Genomic DNA, 14,763 nt, shown 5'->3' with positions numbered 1-14,763 from the left:
GGCAGGCGCCGCGTTGCGGGCTTGCGGCGCGGTGCCAATCGGTATCGCCGTCGGGCCATGCCGCATCCGGAGCGGCGCGATGGCTGAGCCCGCATTGCGGCTCGACCTCAACGCCTACGAGGCGCCGCGCAGCACGGGCGCGCATGCGCACGAGGAAGGCCAGCTGTTCGCGCTGCGCGCCGGCCTGCAGCTGATCGAGACCAGCGCGGGGCGCTGGGTGCTGCCGCCCGGATGGATCGGCTGGATCGCGCCGCGCTGCGCGCACGCGGCGCAAAGCCACGGCGCGACGGCCGGGTGGAGCCTCTATCTCGATCCGGCGCTGACGACGGCCTTGCCCGCGCAGCCGCATGTGTTCGCGTCGACGCCGCTGATCCGCGAGCTGGTGGGGCGGCTGGTGTCGCTCGGCGAAGAGGGGGAGACGGCGCGCCGCCTGCGGCTGGTGGCGGTGCTGGTCGACGAACTGGCGGCGGGCGCGCGGACCTCGCTGCATCTCGCATTGCCGCAGGAGCGGCGCCTGCTCGCGCTGGCCACCGCGCTGGCCGACGATCCCGCGCGCGACGACACGCTCGAGCAATGGGCCGATCGCATCGGCATGGCGCGCCGCACGCTCACGCGCCGCTTCGCCGCCGAGACTGGCCTGAGCTTCGCGCAGTGGCGCCAGCAGGCGCGGCTGCTCAAGGCGGTGCAGTTGCTGGGCCTGGGCGAGCCCGTGACGGCGGTGGCGCTGACGGTGGGCTACAGCTCGGTGAGTGCCTTCATCGAGACCTTCCGGCGCCATTTCGGCTGCACGCCCTCGCGCTTCTTCGCGCAGGGTGCCGAGGCATCGCGCTGAGGCGATCGAAAAAGCACGGACGAAAAAAAGCCGGCTGTCGCCGGCTTTCCTGATCGACCCGGAGGTCGCTCGGATGGTGCGCTTACTTGACGTGCTTGCCGATCAGCGCGGCCAGTTCGAACATCGACACCTGGGCCTTGCCGAAGATTTCCTTCAGCTTGGCGTCGGCGTTGATGTTGCGCTTGTTGGCCTTGTCTTGCAGGTTGTTCTTCTTGATGTAGTCCCACAGCTTGCTCACGACGGCGGTGCGCGGCAGCGGCGTCGAACCGACCACGGCAGCCAGTGCGGGGCTGGGGGTCAGGGCCTTCATGAAGGCGGCGTTCGGGGTGCGCTTCTTGGCGGGAGCCTTTGCAGCAGCCTTCTTCGCGGGAGCAGCCTTCTTGGCGGGAGCGGCCTTCTTTGCCGGTGCAGCCTTCTTCGCGGGAGCAGCAGCCTTCTTCGCCGGTGCTGCGGCCTTCTTCGCGGGAGCAGCCTTCTTCGCGGGAGCAGCGGCCTTCTTAGCCGGAGCTTTCTTGGCCGGAGCCTTCTTTGCAGTTGCCATGGTTGATTTCCTTTTTTGGTTGAACGTCACCAATGAAAAACAGGGTCTCCACTGGCATCGCGGATGCTAAATGAGAAAAAACGCGTTTCCAAGGGAAAAAGCGGTTTTTTCATTGGAGGCTGTTGTTTTTTCAGAGGGGAGAGCGCCCGTTTTGCCTGCGGCGCGCGGGCCAGGTCGCCAGGAAGACGCCTGCGAGAGCGAGCGCGAACGCGAACAGCTGCACCAGGGAGAGGCTTTCCCCGAGCACGAGCACGCCCACGAGGGCCGCGCTCACGGGCAGCATCACGGCGAAAACACCGGCCTGCGCGGCGGGGATGTGGCGCAGTCCGGTCATCCAGAGCCACACGGTCCAGATGCTCGCTGCGAGGGCGTAGGCCACGAGCAGCAGCCAGAGGCCGAGGCGCACCGCGGCGAAGTCGAACTGCAGCGCGAACCAGATGCCCAGCGGCGTGCTGAGCACGAAGCCCCAGAGGTTGATCAGCGAGGAGATCCGCTTGGGGCCGAGCCGACCGGTGAGCGACTTGCCGATCACCGCATAGGCGGCCTCGCAGAGCACCGCGCAGAACACCAGCAGGTTGCCGAGCCACGGCATCGACGAGGACGCGCCCGTGCCCGGGTGCGCGCTCGCATGCGCCGGCGCGAGCGCGAGCAGCCCGATGCCGATCGCCGCGCAGAGGATCGCGAGGCCGATGCGCAGCGTGATGCGCTCGCGCAGGAACAGCCAGCTCGCGACCGCGACCGCGGCAGGGATCGACGCCATGATCACGCCCGCCGAGACCGCGCTCGTGAGGCTCACGCCGAACAGCATGCAGATCGAAAACAGGAAGTTGCCGAGGAAGGACTCGAGGAACACCAGCCAGCGCGTGCGCGCCGTCATCGGCGGTTCGTCGGGCGCGCGGCGCAGCCAGTGCGGCATGGCGAGCGCGGCGATGCCGAAGCGCAGCCAGGCCAGCAGCAGCACCGGGAAGGCCGCGACCAGCGGCTTGGAGAGGGCGACGTAGCAGCCCACGAGCGACATGCTCAGCGCGAGGCAGCCGTAGGCCATGAGCCGGCCTGGGGCGGGTGCGGCGGGGTTCAATAGACTGGGGTGATTTGGGGAAAGGAGGCATCGATGATGCCGCAATCGACGTCCGTGCCGGGCGAGCGCCACGTCTTCGTCTACGGCACCTTGCGCGCGGGCGGGCGCAACGACATCGCGCGCTTCGCACCGCCGCCGCGACGCGTGGCCGATGCCGAGGTCGCGGGCACGCTCTACGACCTCGGTGCCTATCCGGGCATGGCGCTTGGCGGCGAAGGGCGCGTGACGGGCGAGGTCTACGCGATCGATGCGCAGGTGGAGGCCGCGCTCGACCGTCTCGAGGAAGTGGCCGACGACGACTCGGGCGAGTACGTCAAGCGCTGGTTGCGCGTGCAGTCCTTCGGTGGCCGCACGTTCGATTGCCTGGTCTACGAGATCCATCCGTCCCGCATCGAGGGTTGCGCGGTGATCGCGGGCGGCGACTGGATCGCGCATTCGCGGCGTTGACGGCGCGCGTTCCGGCTCGCGTTTTTCACAGACGAAAGAGTGATTGCGTATCGTGAAAATCGCCACTGCTGCACCGCAGTATTTTTTCTCGATATGAGAAAGTTGTTTTCTCATTGAGAAATATCTCCGTAAGTTATTGATTTTGTTGATGCAAAAATATGTCTTCTATAAGACATAAGAGTGGATGGCGCGATTACAGTAAGCCCATGGCCGCAGCGCCGAAACGCTCGAAACCAACCCTTCAATCAACTCACGGAGTGACCATGCCCCAGACCCTCACCGAACAACTCAGCCGCGAACAGCAGATTGCCGCCCTCGAGAAAGAATGGGCCACGGATCCCCGCTGGAAGGGTGTGCAGCGCGGCTACAGCGCCGCCGACGTGGTGCGCCTGCGCGGCTCGTTCCCGATCGACTACACGCTCGCCAAGCGCGGCGCCGAGAAGCTCTGGGACAAGATCAACGGCGGCTCGAAGAAGGGCTACGTGAACGCCTTCGGCGCGATCTCCGCCGGCCAGGCCATGCAGCAGGCCAAGGCCGGCCTCGAAGCCGTGTACCTGTCGGGCTGGCAAGTGGCCGCCGACGGTAACAGCTCGGAAACCATGTACCCCGACCAGTCGCTCTACGCGTACGACTCGGTGCCCACCATGGTCCGCCGCATCAACAATACCTTCCGCCGCGCCGATGAAATCCAGTGGGGCCGTGGCGTGAACCCGGGCGACAAGGAGTTCATCGACTACTTCCTGCCGATCGTGGCCGACGCGGAAGCCGGTTTCGGCGGCGTGCTCAACGCCTTCGAACTGATGAAGAACATGATCGCCGCGGGCGCCGCCGGCGTGCACTTCGAAGACCAGCTCGCCGCCGTCAAGAAGTGCGGCCACATGGGCGGCAAGGTGCTGGTGCCGACGCGCGAAGCCTGCGAGAAGCTGATCGCCGCGCGCTTCGCCGCCGACGTGCTGGGCGTGCCCACCATCGTGCTGGCCCGCACCGACGCCGAAGCCGCGAACCTGATCACCTCCGACCACGACGCCAACGACAGGCCCTTCCTGACCGGCGAGCGCACCTCGGAAGGCTTCTACCGCGTGAAGAACGGCCTTGAGCAGGCCATCAGCCGCGGCGTCGCCTACGCGCCCTATGCCGACCTGGTGTGGTGCGAAACCGGCGTGCCCGACATCGGCTTCGCCCGCGAGTTCGCGCAGGCCGTGCATGCCGCCTGCCCGGGCAAGCTGCTGTCGTACAACTGCTCGCCGTCGTTCAACTGGAAGAAGAACCTCGACGACAAGCAGATCGCCACCTTCCAGGAAGACCTCTCGGACCTGGGCTACAAGTACCAGTTCATCACGCTGGCCGGCATCCACGTCAACTGGTACAACACCTTCAAGTTCGCGCACGCCTATGCACGCGGCGAGGGCATGAAGCACTACGTGAACATGGTGCAGGAGCCGGAATTCGCGGCGCGCGAGCAGGGCTACACCTTCGTGTCGCACCAGCAGGAAGTCGGCGCGGGCTACTTCGACGACGTGACCACCGTGATCCAGGGCGGCCAGTCGAGCGTGAAGGCACTGACCGGCTCGACGGAAGAAGAGCAGTTCCACTGAGCAACTGACTCGACATTCGCTGTCACCTTGAAGCCCGGCCGCGCGCCGGGCTTTTTTTCGTGCGTGCCGATGCCCGCTCGCCCAGGCGGACTTCGTGCGCCGCGGCACGGCCGGCGCGCCGAGCGGCTAGAATCGTAGGCTCCACTGTCAGTCAACAAGGGCGAGAAAGGCACTTTGGTTATGACACCGCGAACTACCCCGCAAGCCATCTGCGGTGTTTTCTTCTTCGAAGGAAGCGCCCGCTAAACCGCGCGCGCTGGTTCGAGCCAGCTTCCCTGCCACAGCAAAGCGCGGTCATCCACCGCGCTTTTTTGTTTTTCGCCCGAGGTTTTTCATGATCCACATCACGCTTCCCGACAACTCGCAGCGCGAGTATCCCGGCCCGGTCTCGGTGGCCGACGTCGCCAAGTCCATCGGCCCCGGCCTCGCCAAGATGACGGTGGCCGGCAAGGTTGACGGTCGCCTGGTCGATGCCAGCGACGTCATCGACCACGATGCCAAGCTCCAGATCATCACGCCCAAGGACGACGAGGGCCTGGAGATCATCCGCCACTCGACGGCCCACCTGGTCGGCCACGCGGTCAAGCAGCTCTACCCGACGGCCCGGATGGTGATCGGCCCGGTGATCGAGGAGGGCTTCTACTACGACATCGCGTTCGAGCGTCCCTTCACGCCCGAGGACATGGCTGCGATCGAGGCGCGCATGCGCGAGCTGATTGCGCAGGACTACGACGTGATCAAGAAGATGACGCCGCGCGCCGAGGTGATCGAGGTCTTCAAGGCGCGCGGCGAGGATTACAAGCTGCGTCTGGTCGAGGACATGCCCGACGAGCAGGCCATGGGCCTGTACTACCACCAGGAATATGTCGACATGTGCCGTGGCCCGCACGTGCCGAACACGCGTTTCCTCAAGGTCTTCAAGCTCACGAAGCTGGCCGGCGCCTACTGGCGCGGCGATGCCAAGAACGAGCAGCTGCAGCGCATCTACGGCACGGCCTGGGCCGACAAGAAGCAGCTCGACCAGTACATCCAGCGCATCGAGGAGGCCGAGAAGCGCGACCACCGCCGCCTCGGCAAGGAACTCGACCTGTTCCACATCGACGAAGTGGCGCCGGGCGTGGTGTTCTGGCATCCCAAGGGCTGGGCGGTCTGGCAGCAGGTCGAGCAGTACATGCGCGGCATCTACCGCGACACGGGCTACTGGGAAGTGAAGGGCCCGCAGATCCTCGACAAGAGCCTGTGGGAGAAGACGGGCCACTGGCAGAACTACCGCGACAACATGTTCACGACGGAGTCGGAGAAGCGCGAGTACGCGCTCAAGCCGATGAACTGCCCGGGCCACGTGCTGATCTTCAAGAGCGACCTGCGCAGCTACCGCGACCTGCCGCTGCGCTACGGCGAGTTCGGCCAGTGCCACCGCAACGAGCCCAGCGGCGCGCTGCACGGCATCATGCGCGTGCGTGGCTTCACGCAGGACGACGGCCACATCTTCTGCACGGAGGACCAGATCCTCGACGAATGCATCGCCTACACGGCGCAGTTGCAGAAGGTGTACGCGGACTTCGGCTTCACGGACATTCTCTACAAGGTCGCGACGCGGCCCGAGAGCCGCGTGGGCTCGGACGAGCTCTGGGACAAGGCCGAGCATGCGGTGATGGAATCGCTGCGCCGCTCGGGCGTGGAGTTCGTGATCGCGCCCGGCGACGGCGCCTTCTACGGCCCGAAGATCGAGTACACGCTGCGCGATGCGATCGGCCGCCAGTGGCAGTGCGGCACGATGCAGGTCGACTTCAACACGGCCGAGCGCCTGGGCGGCGAGTACGTCACGGAGTCGAGCGGCCGCGCGCACCCCGTGATGCTGCACCGCGCGATCGTCGGCAGCCTCGAGCGATTCATCGGCATGCTGATCGAACACCATGCCGGCGCGATGCCCGCCTGGCTCGCGCCGGTGCAGGTGGCGGTGCTCAATATCAGCGAAGGACAGGCCGACTACGCTGCGCAAGTTGCGAAAACGCTGCAAAATCAAGGGCTTAGGGTCCAGCTCGACCTGCACAACGAGAAGATTACGTATAAAATACGCAAGCATTCGTTGCAAAAGCTCCCTTACATCGTTGTCGTGGGCGACAAGGAAAAGGAAGCCGGCGCCGTCGCAGTGCGCGCCCGGGGCAACCAAGACCTCGGTGCAATGTCCCTCGAATCGTTCGCGCAACGGCTCGTCCAGGATGTTGCTGACAAGCGTTGATTTGTCGTCGAAACACCCCACATGTTTCTGCCAAATGTACCGCTTGCCCGCGAGGACTGAGCGGCTTTCGCTACTTTTTTTGTAGCAAAACTTAGAGGATACCAACCATCGCTACTGCATTTCGCGACCGCCGCCACCGCGAGGAACGCCAACATCGCCTGAACCGGGAAATCATGGCCCCGGAAGTCCGCCTGATCGGCCCGGATAACGAGCAATTGGGTGTTGTGAGTCTTGCGGAGGCCCTGCGCCTCGCCGGTGAGCAGGACGTGGATCTGGTGGAGGTCGTCGCGGCGGCCAATCCACCGGTGTGCCGCCTGATCGAGTACGGCAAGTTCAAGTACCACGAGCAGAAGAAGGCGGCCGAGGCGAAGTCCAAGCAGAAGGTCATCGAGGTCAAGGAAATCAAGTTCCGGCCCGGTACCGACGATGGCGACTACAACATCAAGATGCGCAACATCCGGCGCTTTCTTGAGGATGGCGACAAGTGCAAGATCACGCTGCGCTTCCGGGGCCGTGAGATCACGCACCAGGAACTCGGTCTGGCCTTGCTGCAGCGCATCCGCGACGAGCTCGGCGACACGATCCTTGTCGAGCAGTTTCCGAAGCTCGAGGGCCGGCAGATGATCATGATGATCGCGCCGGGCCGCAAGAAGCCCGGTGGGGCTCCGGCGAAGCCGGCGACGGAAAACGCGGCGGCACCGGCTCCGGCCGGCGCCTGAGCGAAGAAAAACCCGGTCGAACCCGGTGGCGCGAGCCGCCGACTTGATCGGGGATGAGAATCTGAAGGGATTTCGCCGATCGCCGGCGCGTGCCGAAAGGCCAGCGCGGGCGGTGGCGGGATGAAGAAGTGTCTCGGGGCCAACAAGTCCATGGAGTTCATCCAAGGCGCCTCACGAGCACAAATTAAAGGAGCATTCACATGCCCAAAATGAAGACCAAGAGCAGCGCGAAGAAACGTTTCCGCGTTCGTCCCGGTGGCACCGTCAAGCGCGGTCAAGCCTTCAAGCGTCACATCCTGACCAAGAAGACCACCAAGAACAAGCGTCACCTGCGTGGTGCGGTGTCGGTGCACGAAACCAACATGGTTTCGATGGCCGCGATGCTGCCCGGCATGGGCATTTGATCAACTGACGAACAAGGAGTAATCACATGCCTCGCGTCAAACGTGGTGTAACGGCTCGCGCCCGCCACAAGAAAGTTCTCGCACTCGCCAAGGGTTTCCGCGGTCGCCGCGGCAATGTCTTCCGCATCGCCAAACAGGCGGTGATGAAGGCAGGCCAATACGCCTACCGTGACCGCCGCACCAAGAAGCGCGTGTTCCGTCAACTGTGGATCGCGCGTATCAACGCCGCCTCGCGTGAACTGGGCCTGACCTACAGCCAGTTCGCCAACGGCATCCGCAAGGCCGGGATCGAGATCGACCGCAAGATGCTTGCGGACATCGCCGTGCACGACAAGGCCGCTTTTGCGGGCATCGTGGAGCAGGTCAAGGCCAAGCTGGCTGCTTGATTCTGCACAGCGGGAAACCGTCCCCGGACAGTTTCCTGCGCCCACGGCACAAGGGCTGGCGCTTGAAAGAGCACCAGCCCTTTTTTATTTTTCCCCCGAAGAAAATCTGTTGTTGCTATGAACGAGTTGGACTCCCTGGTCGACACCGCACGTGCCGCCTTCGCGCAGGCGAAGACCCCCGCTGAGCTCGAGAACGCCAAGGCCCAGTTCCTGGGCAAGTCGGGCCGCATCACCGAGCTAATGAAGGGCATGGCCGCGCTGAGCGTCGACGAGAAGAAGTCGCGCGGTGCCGCCATCAACGTGGCCAAGCAGGCGATCGAGTCCGCCCTCAACGAACGCCGCCAGCAACTGGCCGACGAGGAGCTCTCGCAGCAGCTGCGTGCCGAGGCGCTCGACGTGAGCCTGCCCGGCCGCCGCCGCATCCCGGGCGGCCTGCACCCCGTGAGCCGCACCCTCGAGCGGATCGAGGAGATCTTCTCGAGCATGGGCTTCGACGTGGCCGACGGCCCCGAGATCGAGAGCGACTGGCACAGCTTCACCTCGCTCAACAACCCGCCGAACCATCCGGCGCGTTCGATGCAGGACACCTTCTACGTCGACCTGAACGGCGAGGACGGCATCCCCTACAACCTGCGCCCGCACACCAGCCCGATGCAGGTGCGCTACGCCCACCAGCACATCAAGAAGCACGCGGCCGAGTTCGCGGCCGCGGCCGCCGATACCACCGGCACGGTCAAGGCGCCCGAGATCCGCGTGATCGCGCCGGGTCGCACCTACCGTGTCGACAGCGACGCCACCCACTCGCCGATGTTCCACCAGTGCGAAGGCCTGTGGCTCGGCGAGAACGTGAGCTTCAAGGACCTCAAGGTCGTCTTCACCGACTTCTGCCGCACCTTCTTCGAGCGCGACGACCTCGTGCTGCGTTTCCGGCCGAGCTTCTTCCCGTTCACCGAGCCCAGCGCCGAGATCGACATCCAGTTCCAGAGCGGCCCGCTGGCCGGCCGCTGGCTCGAGGTGTCGGGCTCGGGCCAGGTGCATCCGAACGTGGTGCGCAACATGGGCCTCGACCCCGAGCGCTACATCGGCTTCGCCTTCGGCATGGGCCCCGACCGCCTCACGATGCTGCGCTACGGCGTGAACGACCTTCGCCTGTTCTTCGACGGCGACCTGCGCTTCCTCTCGCAATTCCAGTGACCCGCTGACGCGCGAGACGAAACGAGACCTTCCACACCAGAAAAACAGATCGAGATCGAAGAGATGCAATTCCCGGAATCCTGGCTGCGCGAGTTCTGCAACCCGCCCATCGACAGCGCCGAACTGGCCGAGACCCTCACCATGGGCGGCTTCGAGGTCGAGGAGCGCCGGCCGGCGGCGCCGCCCTTCACGCGCATCGTGGTGGGCGAGATCAAGGAAGCCGTCCAGCACCCGAATGCCGACCGCCTGCGTGTCTGCCAGGTCGACGCGGGGCAGGGCGCCTTGCTCAACATCGTGTGCGGCGCGCCCAACGCGCGCGTCGGCATCAAGGTGCCGTGCGCGCTGGTGGGCGCCGAACTGCCGCCCGGCGAGGACGGCAAGCCCTTCCTCATCAAGCTCGGCAAGTTGCGCGGCGTCGAGAGCCAGGGCATGCTGTGCTCGGCGCGCGAGCTGCAGCTGAGCGAAGACCACGGCGGCCTGCTCGAACTCGCGGCCGACGCGCCCATCGGCGTCGACGTGCGTGAAGTGCTCAAGCTCGACGACACGCTGCTCACGCTCAAGCTCACGCCCAATCTCGCGCACGGCCTCAGCGTGTACGGCGTGGCGCGCGAACTCGCCGCGCTGACGGGCGCGCCGCTCAAGCCGCGCACCGTGGCGCCGGTCGAGGTGGCCTTCGGCGACAAGCTGCCGGTGAAGGTCGAGGCGCCCGAGCTCTGCGGCCGTTTCTCGGGCCGCATCGTGCGCGGCGTCGACACCAAGGTCAGCACCCCGGCATGGATGGTCGAGCGCCTCGCGCGCTGCGGCCAGCGCAGCGTCACGCCGCTGGTCGACATCTCGAACTACGTGATGTTCGAGTACGGCCAGCCCAGCCACATTTTCGACCTCGACAAGATCCACGGCGGCCTCCACGTGCGCTGGGGCAAGGCCGGCGAACAGCTCAAGCTGCTCAATGGCACCACGATCACGGTCGACGACAAGGTGGGCGTGATCGCCGACGACCGCGAGGTCGAATCGCTCGCGGGCATCATGGGCGGCGACGCCACCGCGGTCTCGGACGACACGCGCAACATCTACGTCGAGGCCGCGTTCTGGTGGCCCGAGGCGGTGCAGGGCCGTTCGCGCCGCTTCAACTTCTCGACCGACGCCGGCCATCGCTACGAGCGCGGCGTCGACCCGAGCCGCACCGTCGAGATCATCGAGCGCATCACGCAGCTGATCGTCGAGATCTGCGGTGGCCAGGCCGGCGCCATGGACGACCAGATCCTGCGTGTGCCCGAGGCGATGCCCGTGACGCTGCGCGTGGCGCGCGCAGCGCGCGTGATCGGCATGCCGCTGACGCAGGCCCAGTGCGCCGATGCGCTGCGCCGGCTGGGCTTCGCGCTGACCGAAGGCGACGGCACGCTGACCATCGTGCCGCCGCCGCACCGCTTCGATCTGCTGATCGAGGAAGACCTGATCGAGGAGGTCGCGCGCCTGATCGGCTTCAACAACCTGCCGACCACCGCGCCGCTCGCGCCGATCACCGCGCGCGTGCGCCCCGAGGCACAGCGCAGCCGTTTCGCGGTGCGCCGCGGCCTGGCCGCGCTGGGCTACCAGGAAACCATCAACTTCAGCTTCGTCGAAGCCGACTGGGAGAAGGAGCTCGCGGGCAACGACAACCCGGTCAAGCTCCTGAACCCGATCGCGAGTCAGATGAGCGTGATGCGTTCGTCGCTGCTCGGTTCGCTGCTGCAGGTGCTCAAGTTCAACCTCGACCGCAAGGCGCCGCGCGTGCGCGTGTTCGAGGTGGGCCGCGTGTTCCTGCGCGACGACAGCGTGGTCACCACCGACAGCACGGTGCGCGGCGTGCATCAGCCGATGCGCGTGGCCGGCCTCGCCTGGGGCGATGCCGACGAGGCGCGCTGGGACGGCAAGTCGCAGCGCGTCGACTTCTACGACGTGAAGGGCGACGTCGAGGCGCTGCTCGCGCCGCTGGTGCCGCGTTTCGAAGCCGCCGAGCATCCGGCGCTGCATCCGGGCCGCTCGGCGCGCGTGATCGTCGAGGGCAAGGCCGTCGGCTTCGTTGGCGAGCTGCATCCGCGCTGGCGCCAGAAATGGGACTTCGCGCAGCCCGCCGTGCTGTTCGAGCTCGACCTCGATGCCGTCACCGCGCGTCCCGTGCCGGTGGCGCAAGCCGTGCCCAAGCACCAGGCGGTCGAACGCGACATCGCGGTGGTGGTGGCGGAAGCCGTCACGCACGATGCGCTGATCGACGCCATCCGTTCGACCGGTGCCGCGCAAGGCCTGCTGCGCGACGCGGTGCTGTTCGACATCTACCGTCCGCAGCCCGCGCGCGACGGCACGGTGGCCGCGGCCGGCGGCCTGCAACCCGGCGAGAAGAGCATGGCGGTGCGCCTGCGCTTCCAGGACGACAACGCCACCCTGACCGACGAGCAGGTCGAGCCGGCCGTGCGCGCCATCGTCGATCAACTGGCCGCGAAGGTGGGCGGACGCCTGAGAGGATGACCCGAATGAATGCCGTCGAATTCACGCTCGAAGCACTCGAGACGCCCGCGCTCACCAAGGCGCATCTGGCCGACCTGCTGTTCGAGCAGATCGGCCTGAACAAGCGCGAGTCCAAGGACATGGTCGAGGCTTTCTTCGACCTGGTGGCCAACAGCCTGATCGAAGGCACGGACGTGAAGATCTCGGGCTTCGGCAACTTCCAGATCCGCGTGAAGGCGCCGCGCCCCGGCCGCAACCCGCGTACCGGCGAAGCCATTCCGATCGGCGAGCGCCGCGTTGCGACCTTCCATGCGAGCGCGAAGCTCAAGGAACAGATTCACGGAAACATCGATCCGAACGCCTCCCCCGAGGTCGAGTGGAGCCTGGGTTCCGAATAGGGCTTGTTCGCGCGCGCTCCCGTGGAGTAACCTCTGAGGTTTGCCGCGCGCAGACTTGATTTCAATGGAGAACATGGCCGACAAGGCGCTCCCGCCCATCCCCGTCAAACGCTACTTCACCATCGGTGAGGTCGGCGAACTCTGTGGGGTGAAACCGCATGTGCTGCGCTACTGGGAGCAGGAGTTCACGCAGTTGCGCCCGATGAAGCGGCGCGGCAACCGGCGCTACTACCAGCACCACGAGGTGCTGATGATCCGCCGCATCCGCGACCTGCTGTACGACCAGGGCTTCACGATCAGCGGCGCACGCAACAAGCTGCAGGAACTGGTGCAGCACGAACGCGACCGCCGCAAGGCCGGCGAGGTTCCGCTCGAAGGCATGGAGGCCGTCGAGATCGATCACGAGGAGTTCGAGGCCGCGCTGCACGACGAGGAAGCAGTGCCGAACGCGGCCCGCAGTGTCGACCTGTCGCAGTTGTTGCAGCTTCGCCGCGAGCTTTTTGAAATTCGTGAGTTGCTGACCGTCGGACGCTGAAAAGAGAAGGCTATAATCGAGAGCTTCGGTGTGTGGCGCAGCCTGGTAGCGCACTTGCATGGGGTGCAAGGGGTCGAAGGTTCGAATCCTTTCACACCGACCAACAATCATCGCGAGATGGAACAACGGGTCAGGGCCACAAGCTCTGACCCGTTTTTTTTTTGTCTGCGCCCGAGGTGTGCGTGGCGTCGCGCCGGAATCAGGCCTGCGATGAATCCGGTGCGCTCAGCTCGCCGTTCCACGAATTGAACAGGTAGCCGCCCGTTGCATCCTGCAGCGTTGCCTGGACCTCGATCAGCGTGTTGATCTCGTCCAGCGTTTCGTCGAGGTCCTCGATGTCGATCTCGAAGCGTGCATCGCATTCGCGCATGGCCGTGGCGTGCATGGTGTCCTTGGCGATGTCGATGGCTTCCGCGCTCACATGCGGCGCGGCGGACAGCCTGATCCGAAGGGCGGGCCCGTCCTCCTCCCACTGGACGACGAGTGCATCGCCATCGGCCGCGACATCCAGGCCTTGAGCGATCAGCAGGCGCGATGCGGCGTCCAGATCGGGGCTGTCGGCATTCAATGCAAAGAAGACCATGGAGACATCGTCGGCCATGCGTGAGATTCCTCGTGTGCTGGGTCGGTGGCCATTGTGCCGGGCCGACCGGTCCCGTCCCCTTTTAGGCTAGGCTGTCGCCCGAACCTCGAAGAAGGCCTCGTCGGTATCGCCCAGATCCCGGAAGCCCGCGGTCCTGGCCGTGTCGTAGGCCTTGGCCCAGCGGCGCGCGAGCGCGATGTCGGCCTTCGAGAGTTCGTTCTCGCTCGATTCGCTCGCGTTCTGGAAGGCGCGCAGCGCCGGCAGCACGTCGCTGCCCAGTTGCCGCTCGAGTTCGCGTTGGAAACGCCGCTGCGCCAGGCGGATGGCTTCGTCGCTGGCGTGCGCATAGTCGGCCAGGAGCACCTCGTAGGCGGCGGGAGGCTCGGTCTCCCGTTCCGGGGAAGACAGCGCGGGCCCGGCTTTCTGCCGCACTGGCGGTGCTTCTTCGAAGGGCTCTGGAAGGGCGCCATCGACGATGGCCGGTTGATGGAACAGCTCAACTTGGGTCATGGGAAGAATGGGCGTGGAAATACTGTTTGAATATACAGTTATTTTTCGAACAACAGGTGACACTTCGACCCCTGCCGCCCGCGGCAGGCCCGCTGCCCGCGATCGCCGCCAGCCCTTTACCGGCCGTCACAACTCCGCCGCGTCATGACATGTTCCTGAGACCTTGTCGCGAGAATAATCCCGCACTCAAGAAAAAAATGGACATCCGATGCCGATGCAGCACATCGAAATCCTCAAGAAAGGCGGCTTCGTTGCACGCCGCCACATCCAGGACCGAGAGAACGGCGAATGGCCCGCATGGGTGACCTTCGAGAAGGAAGGCGAGGCTTCGCGGCGCATCCGCCACGGGATCGGCACCTTCAGGTCCGAGGAAGAATTGCTATCGAACTGCGTCGCTTTCGCTCATCGCATGATCGACGAGGGAAAGACGGGTTTTCGCGCTTGAATCGCGGGGCCTCGACGCGGGGCCCTCGTGTCTTCGGGCGAGGCGCACGCTCGGCGCGCCGCGCCTGACGCCCCGGCGCTTGCCAGGCCTCTCAGAGGCTGCCGAACCCGGTCTGGCCGATGACGATGTGTTCGCGTTCGACCCGGGGCTTCGGCTGTCGTCGCGGCCTTTCCGCCCGCAGGATGGCCAGCATGGCCATCAGGGCGGCGCCCGCGGCAATGCCGGCAAGGAAGACGAAAGCGATAAAGAAAGGGTCGGATGCTCGCATGCGGTCCTAACGTAGTTTTGTGCCCCACGGTTTACAGGGGGTTACACCTACGTGTTGTACCGCAAGCCAGCAGGGATCGGAAGAGCAGTGCTCCGACCCGTG

Annotated in this window: 17 protein-coding genes and 1 tRNA gene; 13 read left to right on the top strand and 5 right to left on the bottom strand. The window is 65.5% G+C overall.

Annotation, left to right across the window (positions count from 1 at the left end):
• The first annotated feature begins 79 nt into the window (after window positions 1–79).
• The gene (locus ACEN9J_RS09525; RefSeq protein WP_413763924.1) at window positions 80–832 is read left to right on the top strand and encodes an AraC family transcriptional regulator; all 753 of its coding nucleotides are present in this window, start codon (window positions 80–82) and stop codon (window positions 830–832) included.
• 82 nt (window positions 833–914) lie between these two features.
• Here the strand turns inward: ACEN9J_RS09525 and ACEN9J_RS09520 are convergent, their stop codons facing one another.
• Window positions 915–1,373, bottom strand: coding sequence for an SWIB/MDM2 domain-containing protein (locus ACEN9J_RS09520; protein ID WP_057598690.1), 459 nt, complete (start codon window positions 1,371–1,373; stop codon window positions 915–917).
• 130 nt (window positions 1,374–1,503) lie between these two features.
• Window positions 1,504–2,418 (bottom strand): DMT family transporter, encoded by a 915-nt coding sequence (locus ACEN9J_RS09515; protein WP_413763923.1) that lies wholly within the window; start codon window positions 2,416–2,418, stop codon window positions 1,504–1,506.
• A gap of 69 nt (window positions 2,419–2,487) precedes the next feature.
• Here ACEN9J_RS09515 and ACEN9J_RS09510 point away from each other — a divergent pair, with 69 nt between their 5' ends.
• The 11 genes from ACEN9J_RS09510 to ACEN9J_RS09460 all read left to right on the top strand — a co-directional run bounded on the left by ACEN9J_RS09510 (window position 2,488) and on the right by ACEN9J_RS09460 (window position 12,958).
• Window positions 2,488–2,898: a gamma-glutamylcyclotransferase gene (locus ACEN9J_RS09510; protein WP_413763922.1), complete on the top strand. Its 411-nt coding sequence runs from the start codon at window positions 2,488–2,490 to the stop codon at window positions 2,896–2,898.
• A 263-nt stretch (window positions 2,899–3,161) separates the two neighbouring features.
• Entirely contained in the window at window positions 3,162–4,493 is a 1,332-nt protein-coding gene (gene aceA, locus ACEN9J_RS09505) for an isocitrate lyase (RefSeq protein WP_413763921.1), read from the top strand.
• Between the two features lie 334 nt (window positions 4,494–4,827).
• On the top strand, window positions 4,828–6,735 hold the full coding sequence (thrS, locus tag ACEN9J_RS09500) for a threonine--tRNA ligase (RefSeq protein WP_413763920.1): 1,908 nt from the start codon (window positions 4,828–4,830) through the stop codon (window positions 6,733–6,735).
• A 98-nt stretch (window positions 6,736–6,833) separates the two neighbouring features.
• Window positions 6,834–7,454, top strand: coding sequence for a translation initiation factor IF-3 (gene infC, locus ACEN9J_RS09495; protein WP_082322072.1), 621 nt, complete (start codon window positions 6,834–6,836; stop codon window positions 7,452–7,454).
• A 200-nt stretch (window positions 7,455–7,654) separates the two neighbouring features.
• On the top strand, window positions 7,655–7,858 hold the full coding sequence (rpmI, locus tag ACEN9J_RS09490; protein ID WP_057596107.1) for a 50S ribosomal protein L35: 204 nt from the start codon (window positions 7,655–7,657) through the stop codon (window positions 7,856–7,858).
• A gap of 26 nt (window positions 7,859–7,884) precedes the next feature.
• A complete protein-coding gene (gene rplT, locus ACEN9J_RS09485) occupies window positions 7,885–8,244 on the top strand; it encodes a 50S ribosomal protein L20 (RefSeq protein ID WP_012747009.1) in 360 nt (119 codons plus the stop codon).
• 117 nt (window positions 8,245–8,361) lie between these two features.
• On the top strand, window positions 8,362–9,438 hold the full coding sequence (gene pheS / locus ACEN9J_RS09480) for a phenylalanine--tRNA ligase subunit alpha (protein WP_413763919.1): 1,077 nt from the start codon (window positions 8,362–8,364) through the stop codon (window positions 9,436–9,438).
• Between the two features lie 63 nt (window positions 9,439–9,501).
• Window positions 9,502–11,943, top strand: coding sequence for a phenylalanine--tRNA ligase subunit beta (gene pheT, locus ACEN9J_RS09475; protein WP_413763918.1), 2,442 nt, complete (start codon window positions 9,502–9,504; stop codon window positions 11,941–11,943).
• Window positions 11,944–11,948: 5 nt separating this feature from the next.
• Complete coding sequence (locus ACEN9J_RS09470) at window positions 11,949–12,320, top strand: integration host factor subunit alpha (protein WP_057596652.1); 372 nt, start codon at window positions 11,949–11,951, stop codon at window positions 12,318–12,320.
• Window positions 12,321–12,393: 73 nt separating this feature from the next.
• A complete protein-coding gene (locus ACEN9J_RS09465; RefSeq protein ID WP_409976585.1) occupies window positions 12,394–12,855 on the top strand; it encodes a MerR family transcriptional regulator in 462 nt (153 codons plus the stop codon).
• A gap of 26 nt (window positions 12,856–12,881) precedes the next feature.
• Window positions 12,882–12,958, top strand: a tRNA-Pro gene (locus ACEN9J_RS09460).
• 96 nt (window positions 12,959–13,054) lie between these two features.
• On the opposite strand, the gene ACEN9J_RS09455 is transcribed toward ACEN9J_RS09460, so the two are convergent.
• Together ACEN9J_RS09455 and ACEN9J_RS09450 are read right to left on the bottom strand one after the other, a co-directional pair.
• Window positions 13,055–13,456, bottom strand: coding sequence for a hypothetical protein (locus ACEN9J_RS09455; protein ID WP_413763917.1), 402 nt, complete (start codon window positions 13,454–13,456; stop codon window positions 13,055–13,057).
• Between the two features lie 69 nt (window positions 13,457–13,525).
• Window positions 13,526–13,948: a hypothetical protein gene (locus ACEN9J_RS09450; RefSeq protein WP_296731717.1), complete on the bottom strand. Its 423-nt coding sequence runs from the start codon at window positions 13,946–13,948 to the stop codon at window positions 13,526–13,528.
• A gap of 214 nt (window positions 13,949–14,162) precedes the next feature.
• Between ACEN9J_RS09450 and ACEN9J_RS09445 the strand changes: the two genes are divergently transcribed.
• Window positions 14,163–14,393 (top strand): hypothetical protein, encoded by a 231-nt coding sequence (locus ACEN9J_RS09445; RefSeq protein ID WP_296731713.1) that lies wholly within the window; start codon window positions 14,163–14,165, stop codon window positions 14,391–14,393.
• A 91-nt stretch (window positions 14,394–14,484) separates the two neighbouring features.
• Here ACEN9J_RS09445 and ACEN9J_RS09440 read toward each other — a convergent pair whose 3' ends face one another.
• Window positions 14,485–14,661, bottom strand: coding sequence for a hypothetical protein (locus tag ACEN9J_RS09440; protein ID WP_296731710.1), 177 nt, complete (start codon window positions 14,659–14,661; stop codon window positions 14,485–14,487).
• Window positions 14,662–14,763: the final 102 nt, after the last annotated feature.

Origin of the sequence: Variovorax sp. Varisp41, from assembly GCF_047325085.1 — a bacterium.
Classification (GTDB): Bacteria; Pseudomonadota; Gammaproteobacteria; order Burkholderiales; family Burkholderiaceae_C; genus Variovorax.
Note: the sequence above shows the minus strand (reverse complement) of the source record. Positions and strands in the feature narration are given on the sequence as shown.

Coding starts and splice junctions, on each gene's coding strand:
- ACEN9J_RS09525 (WP_413763924.1), top strand. CDS start 80: ATGGCTGAGCCCGCATTGCGGCTCGACCTCAACGCCTACGAGGCGCCG.
- ACEN9J_RS09520 (WP_057598690.1), bottom strand. CDS start 1,373: ATGGCAACTGCAAAGAAGGCTCCGGCCAAGAAAGCTCCGGCTAAGAAG.
- ACEN9J_RS09515 (WP_413763923.1), bottom strand. CDS start 2,418: ATGGCCTACGGCTGCCTCGCGCTGAGCATGTCGCTCGTGGGCTGCTAC.
- ACEN9J_RS09510 (WP_413763922.1), top strand. CDS start 2,488: ATGCCGCAATCGACGTCCGTGCCGGGCGAGCGCCACGTCTTCGTCTAC.
- aceA (WP_413763921.1), top strand. CDS start 3,162: ATGCCCCAGACCCTCACCGAACAACTCAGCCGCGAACAGCAGATTGCC.
- thrS (WP_413763920.1), top strand. CDS start 4,828: ATGATCCACATCACGCTTCCCGACAACTCGCAGCGCGAGTATCCCGGC.
- rpmI (WP_057596107.1), top strand. CDS start 7,655: ATGCCCAAAATGAAGACCAAGAGCAGCGCGAAGAAACGTTTCCGCGTT.
- rplT (WP_012747009.1), top strand. CDS start 7,885: ATGCCTCGCGTCAAACGTGGTGTAACGGCTCGCGCCCGCCACAAGAAA.
- pheS (WP_413763919.1), top strand. CDS start 8,362: ATGAACGAGTTGGACTCCCTGGTCGACACCGCACGTGCCGCCTTCGCG.
- pheT (WP_413763918.1), top strand. CDS start 9,502: ATGCAATTCCCGGAATCCTGGCTGCGCGAGTTCTGCAACCCGCCCATC.
- ACEN9J_RS09470 (WP_057596652.1), top strand. CDS start 11,949: ATGAATGCCGTCGAATTCACGCTCGAAGCACTCGAGACGCCCGCGCTC.
- ACEN9J_RS09465 (WP_409976585.1), top strand. CDS start 12,394: ATGGCCGACAAGGCGCTCCCGCCCATCCCCGTCAAACGCTACTTCACC.
- ACEN9J_RS09455 (WP_413763917.1), bottom strand. CDS start 13,456: ATGGCCGACGATGTCTCCATGGTCTTCTTTGCATTGAATGCCGACAGC.
- ACEN9J_RS09450 (WP_296731717.1), bottom strand. CDS start 13,948: ATGACCCAAGTTGAGCTGTTCCATCAACCGGCCATCGTCGATGGCGCC.
- ACEN9J_RS09445 (WP_296731713.1), top strand. CDS start 14,163: ATGCAGCACATCGAAATCCTCAAGAAAGGCGGCTTCGTTGCACGCCGC.
- ACEN9J_RS09440 (WP_296731710.1), bottom strand. CDS start 14,661: ATGCGAGCATCCGACCCTTTCTTTATCGCTTTCGTCTTCCTTGCCGGC.